The 24541-nt window shown below is 73.8% G+C and carries 22 protein-coding genes; 9 read left to right on the forward strand and 13 right to left on the reverse strand.

Annotated elements, in window-relative coordinates:
- Positions 1 to 105: 105 nt before the first annotated feature.
- Positions 106 to 1008: a menaquinone biosynthetic enzyme MqnA/MqnD family protein gene (locus tag IH61_RS0101495; protein ID WP_051836088.1), complete on the reverse strand. Its 903-nt coding sequence runs from the start codon at positions 1006 to 1008 to the stop codon at positions 106 to 108.
- 374 nt (positions 1009 to 1382) lie between these two features.
- Here IH61_RS0101495 and IH61_RS0101500 point away from each other — a divergent pair, with 374 nt between their 5' ends.
- On the forward strand, positions 1383 to 1586 hold the full coding sequence (locus IH61_RS0101500) for a cold-shock protein (RefSeq protein WP_031063656.1): 204 nt from the start codon (positions 1383 to 1385) through the stop codon (positions 1584 to 1586).
- 284 nt (positions 1587 to 1870) lie between these two features.
- Here the strand turns inward: IH61_RS0101500 and IH61_RS0101505 are convergent, their stop codons facing one another.
- Positions 1871 to 3202 carry a dicarboxylate/amino acid:cation symporter gene (locus IH61_RS0101505; RefSeq protein WP_037971322.1) on the reverse strand — a complete coding sequence of 444 codons (1332 nt, stop codon included), beginning with the start codon at positions 3200 to 3202 and terminating at the stop codon, positions 1871 to 1873.
- 397 nt (positions 3203 to 3599) lie between these two features.
- Between IH61_RS0101505 and IH61_RS0101510 the strand changes: the two genes are divergently transcribed.
- The gene (locus tag IH61_RS0101510) at positions 3600 to 4814 is read left to right on the forward strand and encodes an MFS transporter (RefSeq protein ID WP_031063659.1); all 1215 of its coding nucleotides are present in this window, start codon (positions 3600 to 3602) and stop codon (positions 4812 to 4814) included.
- A gap of 141 nt (positions 4815 to 4955) precedes the next feature.
- Here IH61_RS0101510 and IH61_RS0101515 read toward each other — a convergent pair whose 3' ends face one another.
- The 4 genes from IH61_RS0101515 to IH61_RS0101530 form a co-directional block, all read right to left on the reverse strand.
- The gene (locus IH61_RS0101515) at positions 4956 to 6038 is read right to left on the reverse strand and encodes a LacI family DNA-binding transcriptional regulator (RefSeq protein ID WP_051836089.1); all 1083 of its coding nucleotides are present in this window, start codon (positions 6036 to 6038) and stop codon (positions 4956 to 4958) included.
- A gap of 17 nt (positions 6039 to 6055) precedes the next feature.
- Positions 6056 to 6403 (reverse strand): DUF4229 domain-containing protein, encoded by a 348-nt coding sequence (locus IH61_RS0101520; RefSeq protein ID WP_031063663.1) that lies wholly within the window; start codon positions 6401 to 6403, stop codon positions 6056 to 6058.
- Positions 6404 to 6523: 120 nt separating this feature from the next.
- Complete coding sequence (locus IH61_RS0101525) at positions 6524 to 7051, reverse strand: GNAT family N-acetyltransferase (protein WP_031063665.1); 528 nt, start codon at positions 7049 to 7051, stop codon at positions 6524 to 6526.
- Positions 7052 to 7107: 56 nt separating this feature from the next.
- A complete protein-coding gene (locus tag IH61_RS0101530; protein WP_037971326.1) occupies positions 7108 to 8433 on the reverse strand; it encodes an MFS transporter in 1326 nt (441 codons plus the stop codon).
- 182 nt (positions 8434 to 8615) lie between these two features.
- Here IH61_RS0101530 and IH61_RS0101535 point away from each other — a divergent pair, with 182 nt between their 5' ends.
- Positions 8616 to 9587 (forward strand): GlxA family transcriptional regulator, encoded by a 972-nt coding sequence (locus tag IH61_RS0101535; RefSeq protein WP_031063668.1) that lies wholly within the window; start codon positions 8616 to 8618, stop codon positions 9585 to 9587.
- Positions 9588 to 10103: 516 nt separating this feature from the next.
- Here the strand turns inward: IH61_RS0101535 and IH61_RS0101540 are convergent.
- A complete protein-coding gene (locus IH61_RS0101540; RefSeq protein ID WP_063763112.1) occupies positions 10104 to 10577 on the reverse strand; it encodes an ATP-binding protein in 474 nt (157 codons plus the stop codon).
- A gap of 658 nt (positions 10578 to 11235) precedes the next feature.
- On the opposite strand from IH61_RS0101540, the gene IH61_RS0101545 reads away from it, so the two are divergent.
- Both IH61_RS0101545 and IH61_RS0101550 read left to right on the forward strand, forming a co-directional pair.
- Positions 11236 to 11919 carry a sigma-70 family RNA polymerase sigma factor gene (locus IH61_RS0101545; protein WP_063763113.1) on the forward strand — a complete coding sequence of 228 codons (684 nt, stop codon included), beginning with the start codon at positions 11236 to 11238 and terminating at the stop codon, positions 11917 to 11919.
- Positions 11916 to 13115 (forward strand): zf-HC2 domain-containing protein, encoded by a 1200-nt coding sequence (locus IH61_RS0101550; protein ID WP_031063675.1) that lies wholly within the window; start codon positions 11916 to 11918, stop codon positions 13113 to 13115. Before IH61_RS0101545 ends, IH61_RS0101550 begins: the two co-directional genes overlap by 4 nt.
- A 49-nt stretch (positions 13116 to 13164) precedes the next feature.
- On the opposite strand, the gene purU is transcribed toward IH61_RS0101550, so the two are convergent.
- Together purU and IH61_RS0101560 are read right to left on the reverse strand one after the other, a co-directional pair.
- Positions 13165 to 14031 carry a formyltetrahydrofolate deformylase gene (purU, locus tag IH61_RS0101555; protein WP_420713817.1) on the reverse strand — a complete coding sequence of 289 codons (867 nt, stop codon included), beginning with the start codon at positions 14029 to 14031 and terminating at the stop codon, positions 13165 to 13167.
- A 176-nt stretch (positions 14032 to 14207) separates the two neighbouring features.
- Positions 14208 to 14642: an SCO4402 family protein gene (locus IH61_RS0101560; RefSeq protein ID WP_420713818.1), complete on the reverse strand. Its 435-nt coding sequence runs from the start codon at positions 14640 to 14642 to the stop codon at positions 14208 to 14210.
- 256 nt (positions 14643 to 14898) lie between these two features.
- Here IH61_RS0101560 and IH61_RS0101565 point away from each other — a divergent pair, with 256 nt between their 5' ends.
- On the forward strand, positions 14899 to 16197 hold the full coding sequence (locus IH61_RS0101565) for an ABC transporter substrate-binding protein (RefSeq protein WP_051836090.1): 1299 nt from the start codon (positions 14899 to 14901) through the stop codon (positions 16195 to 16197).
- Between the two features lie 67 nt (positions 16198 to 16264).
- Here IH61_RS0101565 and IH61_RS42370 read toward each other — a convergent pair whose 3' ends face one another.
- Positions 16265 to 17404: a hypothetical protein gene (locus IH61_RS42370; protein ID WP_031063684.1), complete on the reverse strand. Its 1140-nt coding sequence runs from the start codon at positions 17402 to 17404 to the stop codon at positions 16265 to 16267.
- A 201-nt stretch (positions 17405 to 17605) separates the two neighbouring features.
- A complete protein-coding gene (locus tag IH61_RS0101575; RefSeq protein ID WP_031063686.1) occupies positions 17606 to 18982 on the reverse strand; it encodes a hypothetical protein in 1377 nt (458 codons plus the stop codon).
- A gap of 306 nt (positions 18983 to 19288) precedes the next feature.
- Here IH61_RS0101575 and IH61_RS0101580 point away from each other — a divergent pair, with 306 nt between their 5' ends.
- Positions 19289 to 19996: a bifunctional DNA primase/polymerase gene (locus tag IH61_RS0101580; protein ID WP_037971329.1), complete on the forward strand. Its 708-nt coding sequence runs from the start codon at positions 19289 to 19291 to the stop codon at positions 19994 to 19996.
- Positions 19997 to 20373: 377 nt separating this feature from the next.
- Here the strand turns inward: IH61_RS0101580 and IH61_RS0101585 are convergent, their stop codons facing one another.
- Positions 20374 to 21066, reverse strand: coding sequence for a metal-dependent transcriptional regulator (locus tag IH61_RS0101585; protein WP_031063690.1), 693 nt, complete (start codon positions 21064 to 21066; stop codon positions 20374 to 20376).
- A gap of 220 nt (positions 21067 to 21286) precedes the next feature.
- Between IH61_RS0101585 and IH61_RS0101590 the strand changes: the two genes are divergently transcribed.
- Complete coding sequence (locus tag IH61_RS0101590) at positions 21287 to 22051, forward strand: sugar isomerase domain-containing protein (protein WP_031063692.1); 765 nt, start codon at positions 21287 to 21289, stop codon at positions 22049 to 22051.
- Here the strand turns inward: IH61_RS0101590 and IH61_RS46675 are convergent.
- Positions 22045 to 23340, reverse strand: a complete 1296-nt coding sequence (locus tag IH61_RS46675) for a glycosyltransferase 87 family protein (protein ID WP_051836091.1) — start codon at positions 23338 to 23340, stop codon at positions 22045 to 22047. The genes IH61_RS0101590 and IH61_RS46675 overlap by 7 nt on opposite strands.
- 245 nt (positions 23341 to 23585) lie before the next feature.
- On the opposite strand from IH61_RS46675, the gene IH61_RS0101600 reads away from it, so the two are divergent.
- Positions 23586 to 24521 carry a DUF4231 domain-containing protein gene (locus tag IH61_RS0101600; protein ID WP_158844513.1) on the forward strand — a complete coding sequence of 312 codons (936 nt, stop codon included), beginning with the start codon at positions 23586 to 23588 and terminating at the stop codon, positions 24519 to 24521.
- Positions 24522 to 24541 lie beyond the last annotated feature (20 nt).

The raw sequence follows: 24541 nt of genomic DNA on the forward strand, positions 1-24541 counted from the left end.
CACGTACCGCCGCACCAGCCCCGGCGCGAACCGGGCCCGAACCAGGCCCGAGCCCCGCCGGAGCCCCGCCCGAAACCAGGCCCGAACCCGGCTGGCAGCGCCCCGTCAGAGGGCCGGCGCCCCCACCGCAACCCCCATCGGACTCCCCACCGGCAGCGCCGCCGGCTCCAGCAGCCGCACCGCGACGTCCGGCGCGAACCCGCTGTCGTGCGCCACCCTCCGGGCGAACTCGGCGATCCCGGCGAGCTGCCGCTCCCCGAGCGAGAAGTCGAGGGCCTCGCTGAAGTAGCGCTCCAGCACGTCCGCCCCGAAGCTCTCCCAGCGGGCGGCCTGCTCGGCGACCTTGGCGGCCTCGACGAGCGACAGGTCGCGGGACTCCAGGAAGGCCCGGTGCACGGCCGCGGTCAGTTCGGGGCGGCGCTCGGCGAACTCGCGGCGCACGGCCCAGACGGCGAAGACGAACGGCAGGCCCGTCCATTCCTTCCACATCGCGCCGAGGTCGTGGACGGTCAGTCCGAGGTCGGCGGCCTGCCCGAGGTAGGCGCGCAGCGCCGGGTCGCCGATGAGGACGGCGGCGTCGGCCTCAGCAAGCATCTGGCCGAGTTCGGGCGGGCAGCTGAAGTAGTCGGGGCGCACGCCCTCGCGCTCCTCGAGCAGGAGGCGGGCGAGGCGCACGGAGGTGCGGCTGGTGGAGCCGAGGGCGACGCGGCGGCCGTCGAGGTCGGCGAGCGGGACCTTGCTCACGATGTGGCAGGACATGACGGGGCCGTCGCTGCCGACGGCGATGTCGGGCAGGACGAGCAGGTCCTCGGCGTTGCGCAGGTACTCCACGCAGGTGATGGGGCCGATGTCGAGGGAGCCGTCGACGAGCTGGTCGCTGAGCTTCTCGGGGGTGTCCTTGGTGAGGTCGAGGTCGAGGAGGTTCCCCGTCCTGGCGAGACCCCAGTAGAGGGGGACGCAGTTGAGGAACTGGATGTGGCCGACCCGCGGCCTGACCGGTGCTGTCACTGCGCCGCTCCCTTGCTGTTCGTACGCTCCATCGCAGGGTATGCCCGTGGTCGGCGGCGGCCCGCAGCGGGCCCGCGACACGCGCTGCCGGGCAGTTCAAACGCGCTCGAACACGCTCGCGCGCGCTTACGACACGCACTCCGTGCACCGCAAGTCACCCCTGGTCGTCACAGCGGCCGCATGCTAGCGTTGCCCTCAGTTGCAGTTTGATTCCCCTTGCAGTACTTGAAGCCTGCGGAGCATGTAACCGCGGGCTTTTTGTAGTTTTTCAGCAATATCGAAAAACTTCGGACTCGTCCGAAGGCAGGGCGATCAGCGCAGCGGACCGGGTGCCACACGGTGTGGCCCCCGACACGCCTCGCAAGGAGAACGGCATGGCCACGGGAACCGTCAAGTGGTTCAACGCTGAGAAGGGCTTCGGCTTCATCGCCCAGGAGGGCGGCGGCCCGGACGTCTTCGTTCACTACTCCGCCATCAACGCGAGCGGTTTCCGCTCGCTGGAGGAGAACCAGGCGGTCAGCTTCGACGTCACCCAGGGTCCGAAGGGCCCGCAGGCGGAGAACGTCGTCGCGATCTGACCTTCCTCATGATGTCCTGATCGCTCTGGACCCGCGCGGGTCCGTCGGCGGCTCCCGACAGCCGCCACGATGAGCTCAAGAGCAGTACCCAAGGGGGCCCGCCCATGCCGGCGGGCCCCCTGCCTTCTCTCCGTACGGAAACCACCGGTTCTCGGAAATCCGCGCGGAACGCCGCCCCGGAAGCACCACTCCGGAAACGGCGCTCCGGAAACGGCGCGAAAGGCGGAAAGGCCCGTCCCCGAACCGGTCACTCGGTTCGGGGACGGGCCTTTCGTGCAGCTGCGTCAGGCGGCCTTCGGCGCCACCGCGCCGGCCGCCGCGGGGGCGTCGTACAGCGGGTCGCCCGAGGGGTTGTTGTACGCCGCGACGTCGAGGATCTTCTCGCGGGAGGCGACCACGATCGGGACGACGACCTGGCCGGCGACGTTGGTCGCGGTGCGCATCATGTCGAGGATCGGGTCGATGGCGAGGAGCAGGCCCACGCCCTCCAGGGGCAGGCCCAGGGTGGAGAGGGTCAGCGTCAGCATGACGATGGCGCCGGTGAGGCCCGCGGTGGCGGCGGAGCCGACGACCGAGACGAAGGCGATCAGGATGTAGTCCTTGATCCCCAGGTCGATGTTGTAGACCTGGGCGACGAAGATCGCGGCGATGGCCGGGTAGACCGCGGCGCAGCCGTCCATCTTGGTGGTGGCGCCGAACGGGACGGAGAAGGACGCGTACTCGCTCGGGACGCCGAGGCTCTCGGTGACGCGGCGGGTGACGGGCAGGGTGCCGACCGAGGAGCGGGAGACGAAGGCCAGCTGGATGGCGGGCCAGGCGCCCTTGAAGAAGTGCAGCGGGTTGAGCCCGGCGGCGAAGCGCAGCACCAGCGTGTAGACGACGAACAGGACCAGCGCGCAGCCGACGTAGATGTCGAGGGTCAGCGTGGCGAAGGGCTTGAGCAGGTCCCAGCCGTACTTGGCGACGGACTTGCCGATGAGGCCGAGGGTGCCGAGCGGGGAGAGCCGGATGACCCACCACAGGGCGGTCTGGACCAGTTCGAGCACGGACTCGCTGAGCTTGAGGACGGGCTCGGCCTTGCTGCCGAGCTTGATGATCGCGGCGCCGACGACGACCGCCAGGAAGACGATCTGCAGGACGTTCACCTTGGTGAAGGCGTCGACGATGTTGGTGGGGAAGATCCCGGTCAGGAAGTCGATCCAGGAACCCTTGTCGTCGAGCGCCTTGAGGCCCTCGGTCTTGAGGTCGGTGCCCTTGCCGGGGTTGGTGAGCAGGCCCAGGCCCAGGCCGATCGCGACGGCGATCAGCGAGGTGATCATGAACCAGAGCAGGGTGCGGGTGGCGAGGCGGGCCGCGTTGGTGACGTTGCGCAGGTTGGCGACGCTCACCACGATCGCGGTGAAGACCAGCGGCGGGACGGCCAGCTTGAGCAGCTGGACGAAGATCTTGCCGATCGTCTCCAGGGTGGTCGCCAGCCAGGCGATGTCGGCGGCGCGGGCCAGGTAGCCGAGGCCGACGCCGAGCACGAGGCCGGCGACGATCTGCACCCAGAACGGCGTCTTGCGGATGCGGGCGAGCGTGGACGGCGACGAGGTCGCCTCGGGCGCTGTGGACATGGGGGTGCGGCTCCGGGGGAGGGCGTGACGGCGGGGTGTGGGGCGGGGCGAGGACGGCGGCACGGCGCTCGGGCCGGACGGGGAGGGTCTCGGCCCCGCTCAGGGGCGTGCCGCCTCGATACAGCTGAGGTCGGTGCAGCTCATGGCGCGACAACGGCGCGGGCTGTCCACAGCACCGGTCAGAACGCAGGGGCGGGCGGCGCCGGGCTGCGTGCCCGGGCCGTGCATCCGCGATGCGTCTGAGGCTGTCATGGCCGACACACTAGCAGTAAACGTTTGAGATGTTCAAAGTACTTGTTTGAGATGACCTTGACCGCTGAGCAGTTATACGTATAACTTCGTTCGCACAGCACTTCCGTTCCCACAGCACTGCCTGCCCACTGGAGAAGGACCACCGATGGGCTACCTCGCCCTGCTCCGCGCCCCGCACGTCACCCGGCTGCTGCTCGGCACCCTGCTCGGCCGACTGCCCGCCGGCATGACCGCCCTGGTCATCGCACTCGCCCTGCGCGACGCCGGGGTGCCGTTCGGCCGGATCGGGCTCGCCACCTCCGCCTACGCGATCTCCGCCGCCGTCGGCGGGCCCGTGCTCGGCCGCATCGTCGACCGCACCGGGCAGCCCCGCGTCCTGCTGGCCTCCGCGGTGGTCGCCGGCGGCGGGTACGCCCTGCTCGCCCTCGCCCCCGGCTCCGCGCTCGCCGCGCCGCTCGGGGCCGCGGTCGCGGGCCTCGCGATGCCCCCGCTCGAGCCCTGCCTGCGCTCCCTGTGGCCGGACGTCGTCGACGAGGACCGGCTCGACACCGCGTACGCCTTCGACTCCGCCTCCCAGCAGATCCTCTACGTGGCCGGGCCGCTGGCCGTCTCCACCATCTCCGGGCTGTTCAGCCCCGCCGCCGCGCTCTGGGTCGCCGCCGGGCTCGGACTGGCCGGCGCCCTGATCGTCGCCACCGCCGGACCCGCCCGGGCCTGGCGCGCCCCCGCCCGGGAGCACTCCGCCGGGCTGCTCGGGCCGCTGCGCTCCCCCGGGCTGGTGCTGCTGGTCGTCGGCCTCGCCGGGGCCGGCTGGGCCGTCGGCGCGCAGAACGTGCTGTTCATCGCCTACGCCGAGCAGCACCCGGGCGCGCTGCCCGGCGGCGCCGGCACCCTGCTGGCGCTGGCCGCCCTCGGCGGGCTGCTCGGGGCGCTCGCCTACGGGATGGTCTCCTGGCGCAGCACCACGGCCACCCGCACCTGGGTGATGGCGCTCGCGATGGCCGCCTCCTACCTGCCGCTGGTCGCCCTGCCCGGGCCGTACGCGATGGCGGCGCTGGCCTTCCTGTCGGGCATCGGGCTGGCCCCGCTGCTGGCGGCGGCGTTCGTCCTGGTCGCGGAGCTGGCCCCGGCCGGGACGGTGACGGAGGCGTTCGCCTGGCTGGTGACGCTGTTCGCCACCGGCAACTCGCTCGGCTACGCCGTCTCCGGCAAGCTCGCCGAGGGCTCGCTGCGCCCGGTGGCGCTGTGCGCGGTCGGCGGGATCGCCCTCGGCGCCCTGCTGCTGTTCGGCGCCCGCCGCTGGTTCCGCACGGCGCCCGCCCCGACGGCTCCCGCGCTGGCCCTCCCCCTGGCGGGCTGACCCGCCACCCCGCATACGACCGCGCCCGCCGGTGGTCTGGCCGACGGGCGCGGTTCCCCGCTCCCCTACTTCCCCGCTCCCCTGCTCCCCTACTTCCCCGCTCCACTGCTCCCCTACTTACCTGCTCCCCGACCCGCGGGTTCAGCCCGCCGCGGCCGTGGAGGCGCGCAGCACCAGCGAGGTGGCCAGCGGCGCGACCGGGGCGACGGGCTCGCCGCGCAGCAGCCCGGCCAGGGCGGCGGCACCGGCCCGGCCCAGTTCCTCCCCGGGCAGGTCGACGGTGGTCAGCGGCGGGGCGAGCAGGGCGGCGACCGTCACGTTGTCCATGCCGACCACCGACAGGTCGTCGGGCACCCTCAACCCCCGTTCCGCCGCGGCCTGGTAGACGCCGGAGGCGACCACGTCGTCGTCGCAGACCACCGCGCGCGGGTGGTCGGGGCGTTCCAGCATGACGCCGGCCGCGTGCCGGGCGGCGGCGTGGCCCTCGTTGAGGCGCACCCCGGACTCCACCACGTCCAGGCCGAGTTCGCGCACGGCCGCCTCGAAGGCGGCCTGCCGGACGCGGAAGGTGTAGGCGGAGTGGACGGAGCGCAGGTGGCCGATGCGGCGGTGGCCGAGGGCGGCGAGGTGTTCGACGGCGCGGCGCATGCCGCCGCCGACGTCGAGTTCGACGGTGGGGCGGGTGCGGTCGGTGCCGGGGTCGGCGTCGAGGTAGACGGCGGGGGTGTCGGCGGGCAGTTCGCCGAGCTGGCTGTCGTCGGGGGAGCAGATCAGCAGGCCGTCGAAGCGGCTGCTGGTGGCGGCCTCGGCGAGGGTGGCGCCGCCCCAGCCGGAGCTGACGACGACCTCCAGACCGTGCCGGGCGGCCTCCTCGTGGACGCCTTCGAGCACCCGGCCGAAGAAGGGGCCCTGGAGGTTGGGCACCGCCAGCATGATCATCCCGCTGCGGCCGAGGCGCAGTTGCCGGCCGGCGGCCTGCGGGCGGTAGCCGAGGCTGTGGGCGGCCTGGCGTACCCGTTCCCGGGTGGCCTCGGAGACCCGGCGGCCGGCCTCGGAGCCGGAGAAGACCAGCGAGACGGTGGCCTGGGAGACGCCGGCGAGCCGGGCGACGTCCCGTCCGGTGGGCCGGCGCGCGGGGGCCGGCCAGGTCCCGGCCGCGTGCTCGGGAGCCGAGGGGGGCGGGTCTGCGGGGCCGGAGGTGCCGGAGGAGTCGTTGGCGGGCAAGGGTGCCGGTGCCGGGGTCAGTTCCGGCGGACGGCGGCCGCGCGGGCGGCGTCGTCGGCCGCGTCCTCCTCGGCGTTCTGCGCGGCGATCCGCTCGGCGGTGCGGCTGCGCAGCCCGGTGACCTTGGTGCTGATCTGCTCGGACATCGCGTCGCGCTGCCTGCTCAGCAGCGCGTAGCTGATCGGCGCGGAGGCGATGGCGGCCAGCAGGAACAGGAAGATCACGCCCGCCTCACCGCTGACCGGGATGACCCCGAAGTGGCCGAGCAGCAGCGACACCAGCAGGCAGGCGAGGAAGATGCTGACCCGCAGCGAGGTGTAGCGGAGCGTGGCGTGCGACTTCTCCTGGCCGTTGCTGCTGCTCACGTCGGACACATCCTTCAAGCCGGTCGGGGGGCGAGGTCTCCCAGTGGTGTCTCCCAGTGGGTATCCCAGTGAAGCATGCCTGACGCCCGGCACCGAGGACGGGTCACCCGCCCGTGCCCGTCAGCGCAGGTCGAGCCACATGGTGATGTCGTCGCGGTCGTCGCCGGGGCCGACGCGGATCGCGGCGGGCACCCGGCCGACCTCGCGGTAGCCGCAGCGGGCGTAGAAGCGCTCCAGCCCCTGGCCGCCGCGGGCGCTGAGCCGCAGCGAGTCCAGGCCCCAGGCGCGGGCGACGCGCTCGGCCTCGGCGAGGAGCGCGGCGCCGTAGCCGTGGCCCTGGAAGTCGGGGTGGACCATGACGCGCTTGAGCATCCGCCAGTGCTCCATGAGGTCGAAGCGCATCGACTCGAAGAACAGCACCCCGACCAGCCGCCCGGTCGCCTCGTCGTGGGCGACCAGCAGCCGGTCGGGGCCCTCGGGGGCGATCCCGGCGAACTGGTGCTCGGCGGTCTCCCACACCTCGTCCTCGGTGACCGGGGCCACGAAGCCGACCGCTCCCCCGGCGTTGGTGACGTCGGTCCACAGCCCGACCACGGCGGTGCGCAGGTCGGAGTCGGGCTTGGGGTCCAGGGTGAAGGTGAGCGCCATGACGCGGAGCCTACGGCGTGCCCTGGACGTCCGATCCGACGGCTCCCCCACGGGGTCTAGACCATCGCCGCCGGAGCCGCCGGAGCCGCCGTACGACCGCCGCGCAGCGCCAGGCAGAGGCCGACCGCGACCGCGCACAGCGCGCCGGCGCCGTACCAGGTGAGGTCGTAGTCGCCGAGCGCGTCCCGGGCCGCGCCCGCCAGGCCCGCGACGACGGCGGCGCCGATCTGATGGGCGGCCAGCACCCAGCCGAAGACGATCGGCGCGTCCTCGCCGAAGTTGCGCCGGCACAGGGCGACGGTCGGCGGCACGGTGGCCACCCAGTCCAGGCCGTAGAAGACGACGAAGGCGAGGATCGGCGGCTCCAGCGAGCCGGCGAACAGCTGCGGCAGCAGGACCAGCGACAGGCCGCGCAGCCCGTAGTAGACGGTGAGCAGCAACCGGGAGTCGACGCGGTCGGTGAGCCAGCCGCTGAACACCGTGCCCGCCACGTCGAACAGGCCGATCAGGGCGAGCAGGCTCGCGGCGGCGGTGACGGGCATGCCGTGGTCGTGGGCGGCGGGGATGAAGTGGGTGCCGACCAGCCCGACGGTGGTGGCGCCGCAGATGGCGAAGGAGCCTGCCAGCAGCCAGAACGCCCGGGTGCGGGCCGCCTCGCGCAGCACCCGCAGGGAGCGGGCGAGCGCCCCGCCTCCCTGGACGGGTGCGGGCGGGGCCTCGGTGGCGCCGTACGGGAGCAGGCCGAGGTCGGCGGGTCGCTCGCGCATCAGCAGCAGGACGGGCACGGCGACGGCGCTGGCGGCGAGCGAGACCACGACGACGGCCGAGCGCCAGCCGTGCTCCTCGACCAGCCAGGCGCCGACCGGCAGGAAGACCAGGTTGCCCGCCGCGCCGGCGGCGGTGAGCACGCCGGTGACGAGTCCCTGGCGGGCCTGGAACCAGCGGCCGGAGATGGTGGTGGCGAAGGCGCCGGCCATGGAGCCGCTGCCGAGGCCGACCAGCACGCCCCAGCAGAGCATCAGCTGCCAGGGCTGGCGCATCAGCATGGTGAGGCCCGCGCCCGTGGAGATGGTGAGCAGGGCGCAGACGACGACCAGCCGGACGCCGAAGCGGTCCATGAGGGCGGCGGCGAAGGGGGCGGTGAGGCCGTAGAGGGTGAGGTTGACGGAGGTGGCGGCGGCGATCGTCCCGGTCGACCAGCCGAACTCGTTGTGCAGGGCGTCCATCATCAGGCTGGGCGTGGAGCGGAAGCCGGCCGAGCCGAGCAGCACGAGCAGGGCGACGCCGGCCACGATCCAGGCGTAGTGCACCCGGGGGCGGGAGGGTCGGCGGTCGGCGGGCGCGGGGGCCGAGGTGGGGGCGAGGGCGCTGCGTTCGGTCACGCCGTCGAGTCTCCCGAGGCTCCGCGGCGGCGACGAGTGGCCTGAACGACAGCTTTCGCAAGAATCGGGCCACCGCCGGGCGTACGCTGGCCCGGACCCCCAAGGATCCGGGCCCCAAGGACCCGGGCCCCACGGAGCCGAATCCCCGAGGACCCGGACCCCCCCCAACGAGGAGCGACGGCATGACGCACCTGGTCGCGGTGCTCGCCCTGGACGGCGTGATCGCGTTCGAACTCGGCATCCCCGCACGGATCTTCGGCTCCGCCCGGGACGCGGACGGCCGCCGGCCGTACCGGGTCGCCACCTGCACCCTGGACGGCGAACCGGTCGCCACCAGCGCGGACTTCCGCATCGCCGTCGACCACGGGCCCGAACTGCTGGAGCGGGCCGACACGGTGGTGATCCCCGCCTCCTCCGACTCCAGTCCGGAGACCGTGGACGCCGCCTTCACCCCCGAACTGGCCGCCGCCCTGGCCCGCATCCGGCCCGGCACCCGGCTGATGTCGATCTGCACCGGCTCCTTCCTGCTGGCCGCCGCCGGACTGCTGGACGGCCGACCGGCCACCACGCACTGGCGCTACACCCAGCTGTTCGCCGAGCGCTTCCCCGCGGTGCGACTCGACCCGGACGTGCTCTACACCGACGACGGGGACGTGCTCACCTCCGGCGGGGTCGCCGCCGGGGTGGACCTGTGCCTGCACGTGGTGCGCCGCGACCACGGCAGCGCGGTGGCCAACGCGGTGGCCCGCAACTGCCTGGTGCCGCCGTGGCGCGAGGGCGGCCAGAAGCAGTACGTCGAGGCGCCGAGCCCGCCGGAGGCGTCCGGGCAGGGCACGGCGGCGGTGCGCGCCTGGGCGCTGGAGCACCTGGACGAGCCGCTGGCGCTGCGGCAGTTGGCGGAGCTGGCGGGCATGAGCGTGCGCACCTTCACCCGGCGCTTCCGGGAGGAGACCGGCGCCAGCCCCGGCCAGTGGATCACCGTGCAGCGCACCGAGCGGGCACGGCAGTTGCTGGAGCGCACCGATCTGAGCATCGACCAGGTGGCCCGCGAGTCCGGTTTCGGCACCGCCGCCTCGCTGCGGCTGCAGCTGCGCGGGCGCCTCGACGTGGCGCCGAGCGCCTACCGGCGCACCTTCAGGGCCGTGGCGGGCTGAGGGCCGACCCCCGAGCGGGTGCCGCCCGTGCGAGCACTGCCCGTACGAACGCTGCCCGTACGAGCACTGCCCATACGAACGCTGCCCGTGTGAACGCCGGGAGAGGACTGGACGGTTGGCCGGAACCCGCCCCCTCGCCGCCACCGCCCGGTGCGGCGAACCGGACGGCGGCCGTCCACGGCGCTCCGCACGCGCCGCGGTCGGTCGCCGCCCGATCGCGGCACACGGGCCCTGATCCCGTGCCGGGTGCTCCGCACTCGCCGAGGAGCGGCCCGCCGCCGGCGTTCCACGGTCCCCCCTGCTGACGCGTTCCCCCTGGACAGCAGCACCGTGGCGGCGGCCGGACGGCCCCTCGGCGTCCCCTCGCAACGGAGAGCCGCACCCAAGCGTGATCAGTCGGATACGTCACGTCAATGGGTAGTCGGAAATTCGGAATGGTTGCGTCACCTTTCGGCCGGTGATCGGCCGCCGACCCGCCGGCCCGCCGACCCCGCCCACGGGCCGCCGCGGTAGCCGCTATTGCGCCAAAGCCGCCCAGTCGACACCCGCCAGCGGATCGGCGGGCCGGGCGTCCGCGCCGATCTCGCACCAGACCCGCTTGCCGCTGCCGTCCGGGTACCAGCCCCAGCGCTCGCAGAGCAGCTCGACCAGTTCCAGGCCCCGCCCGTTGGTGGCGTCCTGGTCCGCGCCCGCATGCCGGGGGGCCGGGGCGATCTGGCTGGCGTCGGCGACCTCCACCCGCAGCGGGACCGTCGCCCGCTCCTGTTCCGGGGAGTCCGGCACCGGCAGACAGAGCCGCAGCACGGCCGGACAGCCGGTGTGCACCACGGCGTTGGTGACGAGCTCGGAGACCACCAGCACCACCGTCTCGGCCATCGGCGCGTCCGGGTCCACCCCGTGGTTCAGCAGCCGCGAGCGCACCCACCGGCGGGCGCGGCCCACCTCGGCCGGGTCCGCCTGCACCGCCAGCTGCACCTGAAGAACCTGCACCGCTCCACCACCCGCACTCGCAGTTCGGCCATCGTCCCGATCGGGCCGGACGGGAGGACCGGCGGGCCCTCGCACCTCGCCCGCGGCCACCCGGCCCGTCGTCTCCGTGCACCCTCGTGAACCCCGGGTACGCGCCCGCCCGCTCCGCCCACGCGGACCCGGCCGTGCTGTCCCGACCACGCCGTCCCGACCGTCCGTCACGCACCGGCCGCGGCTCGAATACGCCCCAGGATGAGTGGGCGGGCGGCCCGCAGCAAGCGCTTCGGGCATATTCCAGCGATCGGGGGACACGGGGTGCATACTGTCCCGCTCACTCTCGCGAACCTCGCACCGGCACACGTCCGGCCCGGGCCGACCGGCCGGATTCCCGCATGCCGGGAACCTACCGCCGCACACCCCTCACACCGTCTCCGCCACTCGCGAACCACCCGTGCGACATATGTCCAGCACCTCTCGAACAGGGGCATCGACGGACCGTCCCACCAGCGGATCGTCCCATCGTCCGAAGAACCCTCCCCGCCCGCGCCCGAACACCGCGACCGCGCCCGCGGATCCGCGAGAGCGGGTTCCGTTCTTGACCGATTCACGCCCGTCGCGCCCCGGCCCCGGGATACCGTGGGAGTCGCCAGAGAACCCGGGCAGGAGAGGGTGGTTCCCGATGGCCGCCCCGGACGAGAACCCGCGCTGGGACGAACAGTTGCAGCGCCGGCTCGCACGGGGCGAGGAGACCGCGCTCGGCGAACTCTACGACCGGCTCTCGCCGATGGTGCACGGCCTGGCCGGGCGCGTCCTCGGCGACCAGGCCGCCGCCGCCCAGCTCACCCGCGAGATCTTCGCCCACGTCTGGGAGCACCCCGAGGAGTTCGACCCCGCCCAGGGCTCGCTGCGCTCCTGGCTCGGCGCCCTCACCCACCGCCGCGCCGTCGACCGCCTGCGGGCCGCCCGCGCCGCCGAGTTCGTCCCCGCCGGAGCCGCCCCGACGGGAGCGGCGGAGAGCGCCGCCGAGGAGGAGATCCGCACGGTCGCCACCGCCGCGCGCATGCAGTACGTGGTCGACTCCCTGCCCGGGCCGCTGCGTGAGACCATCGCCGTGACGTACTACGACGGCCGCACCTACCAGGAGACGGCCCGGCTGCTCGGCATCAGCGAGCAGGCCGCCAAGCAGCGGATGCGGCTCGGCCTGGACCTGCTGGCCACCGAACTGGCCGCCGAACTGGCCGAGGAGCGCGCCCGCCACGGCGACGACCCGGGCGGCACGGGCGGCACGGCGCACGGCGAGCCGGGGGACGCGCACGGGGACGGGACGGCGAACGACGGCACGACGGGGGACGGGGGCACGTGACGAGTACCGAGGAGCAGCACGACGCCCTGCGCTCGCTGCTCGGCGCCTTCGCCCTCGGCGCCTGCCCGCCGCACGAGGCGGCCGAGTTGGAGCGGCACCTGCGCGCCTGCCCGGAGTGCGCCGCCGAGGCTGCCCGGCTGCGCGAGGCCGCCGGCTGGCTCTCCCTGGAGGAGCCGCTGGACCAGCCCGGCTCGCTGCGCCAGCAGGTCCTCGACTGGTGCCTGGCCCGCCGCCCGGCCCAACTGCCCGTCCCCGCCTGGGGCGTTCCGTACACGGCGGAGACCGCCAAGCTGGACGCGCTGCTGCGCGACCTCGGCCCGCAGGAGTGGCAGGAGGTCGCCGAACTGCCCTGGCACGGCGGCACCGAGCAGCTGCGCCCGGCCGAGGTGCTGTGCCACCTGAGCGCGGTGGACGGCTACCTGGCACTGGCCCTGGGCCTGCCCGATCCGGTGCCCGCCGCACCGGGCGCGGGCACCGTGCCCGTCCCGCTCCCCCGGGTGCCGCCGCAGGACGCGCCCGCTCCCGTCCCGTACGCGGCGCCGCGGGTGCCGCCACAGGGCGGGCCGTACGCGGGGGTGTCCGGGCGCACGGCCCGGCTGATCGCCGACCAGGCCGGGCAGCCGCCGCAGTCGGTGCGCGCCCGGTGGCGCCGGCTCACCCACGACCTGGTGCGCAGCGCCGCGCTCGCCCCGCAGGGCAACACCCCGGTCGACTTCGGCTTCGCGGTGATGCCGCTGCGCGACGCCTTCGTGGACCGCGCCTTCGAGTGCTACGTGCACGGTGAGGACGTGGCCCGCGCGGTCGCCTACCCGTACGCGCCGCCGGCGCCGCAGCACCTGCGGCAGATGGTGGACCTGACGGTGCGGCTGCTGCCCTCGGCGCTGGCCGGGCTGCGGGCCGCCCGCCCCGAGCACGCCGGGGCCCCGGCCGCACGGGACGCGCGGGCGCGGGGCGGGCGCCGGCTGCGGCTGGTGGTGGACGGCCCGGCGGGCGGCGAGTGGCTGGTGCCGCTGGACGGCCCGCAGGCGGGGCCGCCGGCCGGGGAGCCGGTGGCGACGATGCTGATGGACGCCCTGGAGCTGTGCCAGCTGGCCGCCGCCCACCGCGACCCGGACCGGCTGCCGGTCGGCTCGCACGGGGACCGGGCCGCGGTCCGCGAGGTGCTGCACGCGCTGCCGCTGCTGTCGCGGCCGTAGAGGAACCGGCCGTAGAGGAACCGGCCGTGGAGGAACCGGCCGCGGAGGCTCAGGCGAAGACGACGGTGCGCGTGCCGTCGAGCAGCACCCGGTGCTCGCTGTGCCACTTGACCGCGCGGGCCAGCGCCTGGCACTCGACGTCCCGGCCGAGCGCCACCAGCTGGTCGGGGCTGACGTCGTGGGTGACGCGGGCCACCTCCTGCTCGATGATCGGGCCCTCGTCGAGGTCGGCGGTGACGTAGTGGGCGGTGGCGCCGATCAGCTTCACGCCGCGGGTGTGCGCCTGGTGGTAGGGCTTGGCGCCCTTGAAGCTCGGCAGGAAGGAGTGGTGGATGTTGATCACCCGGCCGGACAGCGCGGTGCACAGCTGGTCGGAGAGGACCTGCATGTAGCGGGCGAGCACGACGAGTTCGACGTTCTCCTTGGCCACGAGGTCGAGGAGCTGCTGCTCGGCCTCGGCCTTGGTGTCCCGGGTGACCGGGATGTGGTGGAAGGGGATGCCGTAGCTCTCGGTCAGGTCGCGCAGGTCGGTGTGGTTGGAGACCACGGCGGCGATCTCCACCGGCAGGGCGCCGATCCGGGTGCGGTAGAGCAGGTCGTTCAGGCAGTGCCCGAACTTGCTGACCATCAGGACGATCCGCATCTTCTCCTCGGTCGGGTGGATCTGCCAGTCCATCCCGAAGGAGGCGCCGATCGCGGCGAAGCTGGCGCGCAGCTTGTCGGCCGTGACGGGCTCGGCGGCGGAGAAGTGCACCCGCATGAAGAACAGCCCGCTGTCCCCGTCCCCGAACTGCTGGCTGTCGATGATGTTGCAGCCGGTCATGAAGAGGTAGCTGGAGACAGCGTGGACGATGCCCTGCTTGTCGGGGCAGGACAGCGTGAGGACGTACTGGGCGCTGGCCGGCTGCTGTTCCACTGGGGGTATCCCGTCCTGAGGTCGTCGGAGCTGTTCGGGGTTGTTCTGGGTTGTTCGGGGTTGTTCGGAGCTGTTCGGTTGTTCGGAGAGGTCGTGCGGCGCGGGGTGCGCGAGCGGTCCAGCCTGTCACACCCCGGGCGGCCGGTGAGCGCGCTGCTCGTACCGCAAGACGGGCTTCAGACGGAGGTGAGGATGCGCAGCACGTCGAGGGACTTGGGGGCGGCGTCGGGGTCGTCCCCGTCGCCGAGGGCCAGGGCGACGTGGGCCTCGCGGGCGGCGCGCACCGTCTCGGGCCAGCCGGGGTGGCCGAGGTAGGCGGCGGCGGGGGCGTCCGCGCCGACCTCGTGGAGCATCTGGACGGCCCTCAGCACGGCGGTGTCCACCAGGGACGCCTCGGCGGAGTCGCGCAGCATCGAGCCGACGTACTTCTCGGCGGACCAGCGGTCCAGCCAGGTGTCCTCGACGAGCCGGTAGACGGCGTCGGTGACGTCCCCGTAGCCGTCACGGCCGGTCAGCCAGGCTTCCTGCTGGAAGCCGGGGTCGGAGAGCATGTGCAGCGCCGAGCGCAGTCGGGCTCGCCAGCGCCACCAGGGCAGGTCGTTGAGCGGCATGCCGCCCATCGTGCTGGAGCGGTGGCCCGCGCGAGAAGGGTTTCGGGCAGACCGGTACGAAGATTCTGTGCCGACGGACATGAATGACGATCGTACGTTCCCCATCCGTTTCGACTCCACTCGCGATCTACACGCGTTCGGAACCGGAGTTCGGCTTCCGTTTCCCATCCGTTCGGTTTTCGGCCCTCTCGGCGTGTGACGCCGGGGCTTGGGTGGTTCCGGCGCGCCGAAGGGCGCTCCAGAGAGGGAAGCACCGATGACCAGCCGAAGGGACCCCAACCCGGGCCGCCGTCCCGCGATCGCGAGACGCTCCCGGCGCCGCCCGATCGCCGCCGCCGCGACCGCGGCGGTGCTGTTCCCCACCCTCTTCTCGGCCTCCGCGTGCGGCGGACCGGCCGATGCCTCCACCAGCGGCGACCTGACGGTGATGACCTGGGCACCGTCCGGCACCGGAGCCGACCGGCCCGGCATGACCGAACTCGCCGAGGCCGTCGGCAAGGACGTCAACCTCAAGGGCGGGCTGAACGGCCACCGCCTGCGGGTGCTCACCTGCAACGAGCACAACAGCGCCGACGGCGCCAAAGCCTGCGCCCAGCAGGCCGTGGACGCCAAGGCCGTCGCCGTGATCGGCTCCTACAGCCAGTTCGGCGACGACTTCATGCCCGTGCTGGAGCGCGCCGGCATCCCGCTGATCGGCGGCTACGGGCTCTCGCAGCCCGAGTTCTCCAGCCCCCTGTCCTACCCGGTGGACGGCGGCCTGCCCGCCCTGATCGGCGGCAGCGGACGCCAGCTGGTCGAGGCCGGCTGCAAGTCCATCTCGCTGGTGCGGCCGGACACCAGGGCCGGCGACAACCTGCTCGGCTACCTGGCCACCGCGCTCAAGCCGGCCGGGGTCAAGCTCCTGGACGTCAAGGCGCCCGAGCAGTCCAGCGACTACGCCCAGGTCGCCCGCAAGGCGATCGGCAAGGACGAGCCGGGCAACTGCGTCACCAGCGCCCTCGCCGCCCAGCCGACCGGCAACCTGCTCGACTCCTACCGCCGGCTCGCCCCGAGGAACACCCGGATCGCCTCGGTGATCGGCAGCGTCCAGCAGTCGGTGGTCGACTCCACCGGCGGCGACAGCGGCCCGCTCTCCGGCGCCATGGTCACCAGCTGGTACCCGCCGGAGTCCGCGAGGATCTGGGACGGGCTGCGCGCGGTGGTGCGCGCCGACACCACCGGCGGGCGCACCATCGACGTCTCCGACCCGGGCGTGCAGACCACCTGGGTCTCGTACGAGGTGTTCCGGGTCGTCTCGGAGAAGCTCTCGGCGGCCGGCAAGGAGGTCACCGCGAAGTCGGTGGCCGCGCTGCTGGACAGCGGCGAGGGTATCGACGTCGGGCTCATCCCGTCGCTGAACTGGGGACCCACCAACATGCTGCCCAGCACCGAGTCGCCCCGGCTGGTGAACACCTGGATCACCTACCAGGTGGTCAAGGGCGGCCGGATGACCCAGGCGCAGCCCGGCTTCGTCGACGTCCGCTGGGTGCTCACCAAGGGCCGCCCGCCGGCGTAGCGCATCCGTACCGGGTCGTACCGGGTCGTGGCGGGGGTCCTCTCCAGGGCCCCCGCCCTTCCTGTGTCTACAGGTCGCCGTCGGTGCGGGTGGGCAGGCCCGTCTGGCCGGCGACGGTGCCCCACAGCGTCGACGCCTGCTTCTTCGCCGTGGTCGCCGTGCCGCTGGAGGCCACCGCGTTCTTGTAGTGCTGGTTGTCGGTCTTCTTGGCGTCGCAGCCGCCCTGCATGTCGCCCGCCCAGGCCGCGTACTCGTCGTCGGCCGAGGCCGAGGCCGTCCAGGCCGCGTTCAGCTGGTCGACCAGCTGCTGGCCGCCGGGCAGCTTGTCCGTCTTGAGCTGGCCGAGCTTGGTCTGCAGCTCGCGCCGCTTGCCGGCCGCCGCGGTGAGCGCCTGCTGCGACTCGGGCAGCTTGTCGCACTTCTGCACCGAGGCCACGGCGGAGACCACCGAGGTGCGGCTGTCGCTGGCCGTGCCCAGCAGGTCCGAGAGGGCCTGGGCCTGCGCCTTCACAGCCGGGTCGACCGGGGCGCCCGAGCCGGTGCCGCTCGCCTGGCCGGCGGAGTTGCCGCTGGTGGCGGCCACCGGCGTCTTCTTGTCCGGAGTCGGGTCCTCCCCGCCGCCCATCAGCACGGCGACCAGGATGCCCGCCGCCGCGCAGCCGGCCACCACGCCGCCGGCGATCAGCCTCCCGGACGGGCGGTTCCTGCGGGCGGGCGGCTCCTCGCCCGGCTGCGCCTGCGCCTGCTGCGGGTAGGCGGGCTCGGGCTGGTAGGCGGGCTCCGACTGGTAGACGGACTCGGGCTGGTACGGCTGCGCCTGCTGCGGGTAGCCGGCCGGCGCCGCCGCGTAACCGCCCTGCTGGTGCGGGTCGCCGCTCGGGTACGGCGGCAGGTGCTGGGTCTCCGGCGCCGGATCGGCCTGCGGCGCCCAGCCGCCCTGCTGCTGGACCGGCGCCCCGTGGCCCGGCGGCAGGTACCCGCCCTCGCCGAAGTACTCCGGCTGCCCGGACGGCTGCTGCCCGTACGGGCCCGGCTGGGGCTGGTGGGGCGGCTGGGGCTGCTGGAACGGGGCCTGCTGGGGCTGTACGGGCTGTGGCGCGACGCCGTGCGGCGGCGTCGGCTGCGCCTGCTGCTGCCCGGGTTCGGGGCGGAACAGGTCGTCCAGGTTGAAGTCCCCCGAGTTGGGGTACGAGCGTCGCTGGCTCAACGCGATTCCTCACCTGGGCCGGACCGCGCGCTGACGGCGGACCACATCTCGTCGGTTCTTGGGAGCATCACAGTTCCTTGGACGTCGCGCCCACGCTACCGGTTCACCTCACCGGGTGACCACGTGGGCGGGACGATCCCACACGCTCCCTGCACGGACGGCGCTCCGCCTCCGAACGCCTCCAGGTGCTCCTTCCGCAGGTCAGGCCGCCTCGGCGTCCGCCCTGGCGTGGAACTCGCGCACCACCCGCTGCTCCCGGTAGGGCTCCAGACGGCGGCGGAACTCGTCCAGGTACTCCACGCCCCGGTTGGAGCGCAGCCCGCTCAGCAGCCGCACCGCCTGGGCGCCGGTCTCGCAGGCCCGCTCCAGGTCCCGCTGCTGGAGCTGGGCGGTGGCGAGCAGCACGAGGTCCACCGCGCGGCGGCGCACCCGGGTCGGCGGGTGCAGGTCGAGCGCCCGGCGGGCGTAGTGCTCGGCCTGGCCGGCCTGTTCCAGGTCCCGGTGGCAGTGGGCGAGTTCGTCGGCGAGGTAGGCGTCGTCGAAGTGGGCGATCCAGTCCGGGTCGTCCTCGGGGCGGCGCTTCTCCATCGCCTCCAGGGCCTTGGCGGAGACCGCCTCGCAGGAGCGGGTGTCGCCGAGCAGGGCGTGGCCGCGGGCCTCGGCGGCGTAGAACATGGCCATCGCGGTGGGGGTGGCGACGCTGCGGGCGCCCTCCTGGGCGGCGCGGGCGAGTTGGGCGATCTCCCGGGGGTTGCCGAGGGTCGCGGCGAGGTGGCTCATGGAGGCGGCGAGCACGTAGCCGCCGTAGCCGCGGTCGTCGGCGGCCTGGGCCAGGCGCAGCGCCTGGATGTAGTAGCGCTGGGCGAGGCCCGGCTGGCCGGTGTCCACCGCCATGTAGCCGGCCAGTTCGGTCAACCGGGCGACGGCGGCGAAGAGTTGGCGGCCGGTCTCCTCGCGGTAGGCGCCGCCGAGCAGGCCGGAGACCACGGAGTTGAGGTAGTGGACGACGACCGGGCGCACGTGGCCGCTGCCGAAGCGGTGGTCGAGGTCGACGAGCATGTCGGTGGTGGCCTTGATCGCGGCCACGTCGGTCGGGCCGACGCGGGGCCCTCCGGCGCGGGCGACCATCGGGTCGGGCGGGGTGATGAGCCAGTCGCGGCTGGGCTCGACGAGGGCGGAGGCGGCGACCGTCGCGCCGGTGAGGAAGTCGCGGCGGCCGACGTCGCTGCGCCACAGTTCGCAGACCTGCTCGAGGGCGGCGCCCAGCGTGGGCGCGAACTGGAGTCCTATGCCGGAGCTGAGGTTCTTGCCGTCGGCCATGCCGATCTCCTCGACCGACACGCTGCGGCCGAGCTTGCGGCCGAGGGCCTCGGCGATCACGGCCGGGGCCTGCCCGCGCGGCTGCTGGCCGCGCAGCCAGCGGGCGACGGAGGTCTTGTCGTAGCGCAGGTCCAGGCCGTGTTCGGCTCCGCAGAGGTTGACCCTGCGGGCGAGACCGGCGTTGGAGCAACTGGCCTCCTGGATCAGTTGCTGCAGACGCTCGTTGGGCTGTCGTGCGACGAGTGGTCTCGCGGCCATCTGGACTTCGCCTCCCCACACCCTCCGGCCCGGCCGGTGGGCGACGATTCTGCTGATCTGTTGCCGACTGTCCGACCGTCAAAGGAATCTGACACCAGGTTAGCGATCAGCAACGCCAGCGGGATACCCACGGTGACGAACCGCACCCCCCACGCGCCCTGGTGAATGCCCCTGTGCGCCCCCACTGCGCCCACCCCCGCCCGCGCCAACTCGGTCGAGTAACCGGATCGGGTGACATTGGCGGGATGCGGCCGACCGGGGGCCGCCGGGCCGTAACCCGCCTCACACACGGTAGTTGAGCAGCGCGTGGACGACACCCCCGACTCCCCCGCCCGACGCGAGAACGCCGGCCTGCCCCCGCTGCTGATCGAAGCCGTCAGCTACGCCGAGAACCGCCACTGGGAGGTCACCCCGGGCGCCTGGATCGTCGACGGAGACGGGCCCGCCCGCTGCTCCTGCGGCGACCTGCGCTGCGCGCTGCCGGGCGCCCACCCGCTGGACGCGGACTGGGCCGGCAGGGCGAGCGCGGGCCCCGGCGCGGTGCGGCGCTGGTGGACCGAGCGGCCCCGGGCCTCGATCCTGCTGCCCACCGGCCGCTCCTTCGACGTCCTGGACGTGCCGGAGACGGCCGGCTGCCTGGCGCTGGCGCGGATGGAGCGGATGGACCTCCAGCTCGGTCCGGTCGTGGTCCTGCCCTCCTCCCCCGGCCGGGCCGGGCGGCGGCTGCACTTCCTGGTGCTGCCCGGGGTGGCGGCGAAGCTGCCGGAGATGCTGCGCAAGCTCGGCTGGCCGCTCGGCCGGCTGGACCTGGTCGCCCGCGGCGAGGGGGACTGGACGGTCGCCCCGCCCTCGCGGATCGGCTCCACCGGCTACGCCCAGTGGGCGCGCTCGCCCTCCGAGTCCAACCGCTGGCTGCCGGACGCCGCCGAGCTGATCAGCCCACTGGCGTACGCCTGCGGCCGCGAGGCGCCCGCGCAGCACCCTCAGGCGGCCGCCCAGCCGGCCACGGTCTGACCCCCCGAGCGGACGCCCTGCGCCTATCCGGGTGAGGGCGTGCCCGGTGCGACACCACGCGCCGCGACTGACGGGCCCCGCCTCCCACCGGAGGCGGGGCCCGTCACACGCATGCGCGGATAAGGCCGGGAGATACCCGCTGGTCAGAGGGGGAAAGCCGCCCGTACGAGTGACAGCGCTCAAGGATTGCCATGATCGGCCGAGGGGAGGAATGGCTGTGCGAGGGGACGCCGGAGGGGCGCTCGGACGGGGAAGCCGGGCGCGGCGGTGGAGGGGACCGGGAGGGACGGAGGGGACGGGGAGGACGGGAAGGGCCCGCCGCACGGGGAGCGGCGGGCCCTTCCACATGTCCCGGAAAGCCGTCTTCCGGAAGGCCGTCAGGCTTGGGCGACGAACACGTGCTGGGCGATGTCCTTGCCCAGCTCCGCCGCGGTGTCCCCGCTGCCGACCAGCACGCCGCCCACACCGGCGCTCACCCGCACCGTGGAGCCCGGGCGCACCCCGGCCCGGCGCAGCGTGCTCATCAGCTCGGCGTCCGTCTGGATCGGCTCGCCGATCCGGCGCACGACCACGCTGGCGCCCGCCTCGCCCGGCCGGACGGTGTCCAGCGTGACGAGCGCGGCGTCGAAGCCCTCGCCCTCGGCCTTGGTGTCGCCGAGCTCGTCCAGGCCCGGGATCGGGTTGCCGTACGGGGACTGGGTGGGGTGGCCGAGCATGGCGAGCACCTTGCGCTCGACCGTCTCGCTCATCACGTGCTCCCAGCGGCAGGCTTCCTCGTGCACCTGCTCCCACTCGAGCCCGATCACGTCGACCAGCAGGCACTCGGCGATGCGGTGCTTGCGCATCACCCGCACCGCCAGCCGGCGCCCCTCCTCGGTGAGCTCGAGGTGGCGGTCGCCCGCGACCCGCAGCAGGCCGTCCCGTTCCATCCGGCCCACCGTCTGGCTGACCGTGGGGCCGCTCTGTTCCAGGCGTTCGGCGATGCGGGCACGCATCGGAACGATGCCCTCCTCCTCCAGCTCCAGGATGGTGCGCAGGTACATCTCAGTGGTGTCGATCAGCCCAGACATCGCCGCTGGCTCCCGTTCCTCGGTGTCCTCACCGCCAATTCTGACGTACCGCGCCGACAACCGGGTCCGCCCGGGCCCGCGGAGGGCCGTTTCACCGGCTGTTGACAGCGGTGCCGCCGGGAAGCCACGGTGCTCGCCGTACCTTTCTCCACCGGCGCCCGGGCCCTCCCGCGCGCCCCACCCGGCCGGCTCCCCCACCGGCAGAGAGCGAAGGCAACAGATGAACGACCTGGTCGGCCGGTACTTCGACGCCGCGATCGCCCACCTCCAGCGGGTCCGCGAGGAGGAGGCCGACACCATCGAGGCCGCCGCCGCGCTGCTGGCGGAGGCGGTCGCCGAGGGCCGCCGGGTGTTCACCTTCGGTGCCGGTCACTCCTCACTGCCGGCCCAGGACGTGGTGTACCGGGCGGGCGGGCTGGTGCCGGTCAACCTGCTGAACGTGCCGGGCATGTCCGGGGTGACGACGATGCCCGCGCCGCTGTCGAGCGCCCTGGAGCGGGTGTCCGGGCTGGCCACCACCACGCTGGACCTCACCCCGGCCACCTCCGGGGACCTGCTGTTCGTGATCTCGCTCTCCGGCCGCCAGGTCATGCCCGTGGAGCTGGCCCGCTACGCCCGCGACCGCGGGCTGAGGGTCGTCGGGCTGACCTCGCTGGCGTATCCGGAGGCGGTGCCCTCCGCGCACCCCTCGGGCACGTACCTGAAGGACAACTGCGACGTGGTGCTGGACAGCAAGATCGCGCCCGGCGATGCCGAGCTGAGCCACCCCGGCGCGGGCACCGGGTTCGGCCCGGTCTCCACGATCGTGACCAGCGCGATCATGCAGGCCGTGGTCGCCTCCGCGGTCGGCCGCCTCGCCGACCGCGCGGTGGCCGGCGAGCGCCCGGCCCCGCCGCTGTTCCGCTCCGGCAACGTCCCCGGCGGCACCGAGTGGAACGCCGAGCAGATGTCCGAGAACGCGGGACGCGTCTACTACAGCTACTGAGCGGCGGCCCGGACTTCCGGACCGGCACCGGGGACCGCGCCGGGGACCGCGCCCGGGACCGTGCCGGGGACCGCACCCTCGGGCGCCGGTCCGGGCCCGAACTCCCGGGCCGCGACGCGGAGCACCGCGATCAGCGCCAGCAGCATCAGGGCGCCGTGGGCCGGCATCGACAGGTACGGCGCCACCGAGGGCGCGATGAACTTGAGGTAGCTGCCGAAGGAGGCCAGCTGGACCAGCACCGGCAGGTACCACAGCTGCCGGGGCCGGTGGAAGGCGACGAGCACGCTGAGCACGTCCGCGACGTAGAAGTAGCGCTCGTGCATGGACGGCAGCAGGAACGGCACCGCGATCGCGAAGACGGCGGCCGGCAGCAGCACGGCGCTGGTCGCGTCCGCACCGCCCGCCCTGCCCGGTCGGCCCGCCCGGTCCGCGGCGCCGCGCACCGCCCGGACGGCCAGCGCGACCAGGGCCAGCACCAGCCCGCCCGCGACCAGGACGCCCGCCTTGCGCACCGGGTCCTCCTCCCCGGAGGGCACCGAGACGAACTGGTAGACGGAGGGCGCGTTGAGCGTGAGGTCCTGGTACGTCCCCGTCTGCCGGACGTACACCGTCAGCAGGCGCCAGGGGTCGGCGCCGAGCAGGATCGCGGGCAGGTCGAGCGCCACGTAGACGGCCGGGACCGCCAGCAGGCTCCGCCAGGTCACCCGCCGGGTCAGCACGGCGACGAGCAGCAGCGGGAACAGGAAGACCGCCTGGAGCTTGAAGGCCAGGGCCAGCCCGAAGAACGAGCAGGCCCACCAGGAGCGCCCGCGCAGCAGGTGGAGGACGCCGCCCAGCAGGAAGGCGGTGAAGATCCCGTCGGCCTGGGCCCACCAGCCGCTGTTGGTCACGACCGTGGGCAGGAACAGCACGGTCGCCGCCGCGCCGAACGCCCTCCCGGGCCGCTGCGGCCGCCAGGACGCGACGATCCGGTACGCGTAGGACGCCAGCAGCAGGTCGAAGAGGATCGACACGCACTTGACGGCGGTCATCGCCGGCACCGGCAGGTAGGAGAGCGCGGCCAACAGGTACAGGTAGGGGACGTTGTAGTCCGAGAAGTCGGCGCCGCCGAGGGCGTGGAACCCGCCGTTCTCCTCGAGGTACCGGTACCAGGGGCCGAGGAAGAAGTACCAGTCCGGCGACTCGTACTCCAGCAGCAGCGCCCGCACCAGGAGCGCGGCCGACACCACCGACACCCCCCACAGGACCCATTCCAGCCCCGGCCGTTCGGCCTCGGCCGATACCTCCACGGACCTGCCCCCCGCGCTCATGTCCCACCCGTTCCGATTGAATGACAGTACTTCCTGTCGTTCGACGGCCAACAGTCCCCTTCGGTTCACGCACCACGGCCGCCCGCCCGCCGTCACGCGGCGTACCGGACGAATCACCGCGCCATCCAGGCCAATTGCGCACGGCCCCCGGCATGCCCAGGCGTACCGCGCGGCCGCCCGGGGCAGGAGAGCGGTGCGACCGGAGCGACGGGTGGGGGCCGAGCATGGCGTCTGGGGCTGGACGGGCCGGATGGGTGGGCGAGCACGAACTCCTGCCGGACTTCTTCCGGACGGCCGACGCGGCCTCGCTGCACGGGCAGCGCCGCTCGGTGCTGCTCTCCGCCTGGGAGCTGGTCCTGCTGGTGGTCGCCGCCGCGACGGGCTCGGCGGACGGCGAGCCCTGGGCCTGGCCGGCCGCCGTCGCGTACCTGGGGGCGATCGTCCTCGCGGTGGTGATCAGCCGGCAGAACCCGCAGGGCCTCTGGTACGAGGGCCGGGCCGCCGCCGAGTCGGTCAAGACCCTCGCCTGGAAGTACGCGGTGCGGGCCGACGCGTACCGGCCGCCGCCGCGCGCCCTGCCCGACGCGGAGGGCCTGTACCGCTTCCAACTCGAGCGCGTGCTCGAGGCGTTCCGGGGCAGCCGGGTGATGCCCGAGCCCGGCTCGGAACCGGCCGGGATCACCGATGGCATGCGGACGCTGCGCGGACAGCCCCTCGCGGTGCGCCGCGAGGTGTACCTGCGTGAGCGCATCCGGGTGCAGCACGACTGGTACCGCTCCAAGTCCCGCTACTGCGCCCGCGCCGGGCACTGGGCCGGGGTGCTGGGCGTCCTGCTGCCCGCGCTCGGCCTGGTGCTGGCCCTCGCCCGGGCGCTGGGGGCGTACACCTACGACGCGCTGGGCACCGTCTCGGCGGTGGCCGCCTCGGTCACGGCCTGGGCGCAGCTGCGCCAGTACCGCCCGCTGGCCGCCGCGTACGGCCTGGCGGCCGACGAGCTCGAACTGATCAGACGTCAACTGGAGGCGCTGGACCTCGGATCGCCGGAGGCCGAGGAACTGTGGGCGCGCCTGGCCCGGGACGCGGAGGACGCCGTCTCCCGCGAGCACACCACCTGGCAGGCCCGCCGGGAGGTCCGCACCACCACCGAACGGGAACACTGAGGAGGCGAGCGCGTGGCGTT

Source organism: Streptomyces sp. NRRL WC-3742, from assembly GCF_000720635.1.
GTDB lineage: Bacteria > Actinomycetota > Actinomycetes > Streptomycetales > Streptomycetaceae > Kitasatospora.

Coding starts and splice junctions, on each gene's coding strand:
- IH61_RS0101500 (WP_031063656.1), top strand. CDS start 1,383: ATGGCCACGGGAACCGTCAAGTGGTTCAACGCTGAGAAGGGCTTCGGC.
- IH61_RS0101505 (WP_037971322.1), bottom strand. CDS start 3,202: ATGTCCACAGCGCCCGAGGCGACCTCGTCGCCGTCCACGCTCGCCCGC.
- IH61_RS0101510 (WP_031063659.1), top strand. CDS start 3,600: ATGGGCTACCTCGCCCTGCTCCGCGCCCCGCACGTCACCCGGCTGCTG.
- IH61_RS0101525 (WP_031063665.1), bottom strand. CDS start 7,051: ATGGCGCTCACCTTCACCCTGGACCCCAAGCCCGACTCCGACCTGCGC.
- IH61_RS0101535 (WP_031063668.1), top strand. CDS start 8,616: ATGACGCACCTGGTCGCGGTGCTCGCCCTGGACGGCGTGATCGCGTTC.
- IH61_RS0101545 (WP_063763113.1), top strand. CDS start 11,236: ATGGCCGCCCCGGACGAGAACCCGCGCTGGGACGAACAGTTGCAGCGC.
- IH61_RS0101560 (WP_420713818.1), bottom strand. CDS start 14,642: ATGCCGCTCAACGACCTGCCCTGGTGGCGCTGGCGAGCCCGACTGCGC.
- IH61_RS0101565 (WP_051836090.1), top strand. CDS start 14,899: ATGACCAGCCGAAGGGACCCCAACCCGGGCCGCCGTCCCGCGATCGCG.
- IH61_RS0101575 (WP_031063686.1), bottom strand. CDS start 18,982: ATGGCCGCGAGACCACTCGTCGCACGACAGCCCAACGAGCGTCTGCAG.
- IH61_RS0101585 (WP_031063690.1), bottom strand. CDS start 21,066: ATGTCTGGGCTGATCGACACCACTGAGATGTACCTGCGCACCATCCTG.
- IH61_RS0101590 (WP_031063692.1), top strand. CDS start 21,287: ATGAACGACCTGGTCGGCCGGTACTTCGACGCCGCGATCGCCCACCTC.
- IH61_RS0101600 (WP_158844513.1), top strand. CDS start 23,586: ATGGCGTCTGGGGCTGGACGGGCCGGATGGGTGGGCGAGCACGAACTC.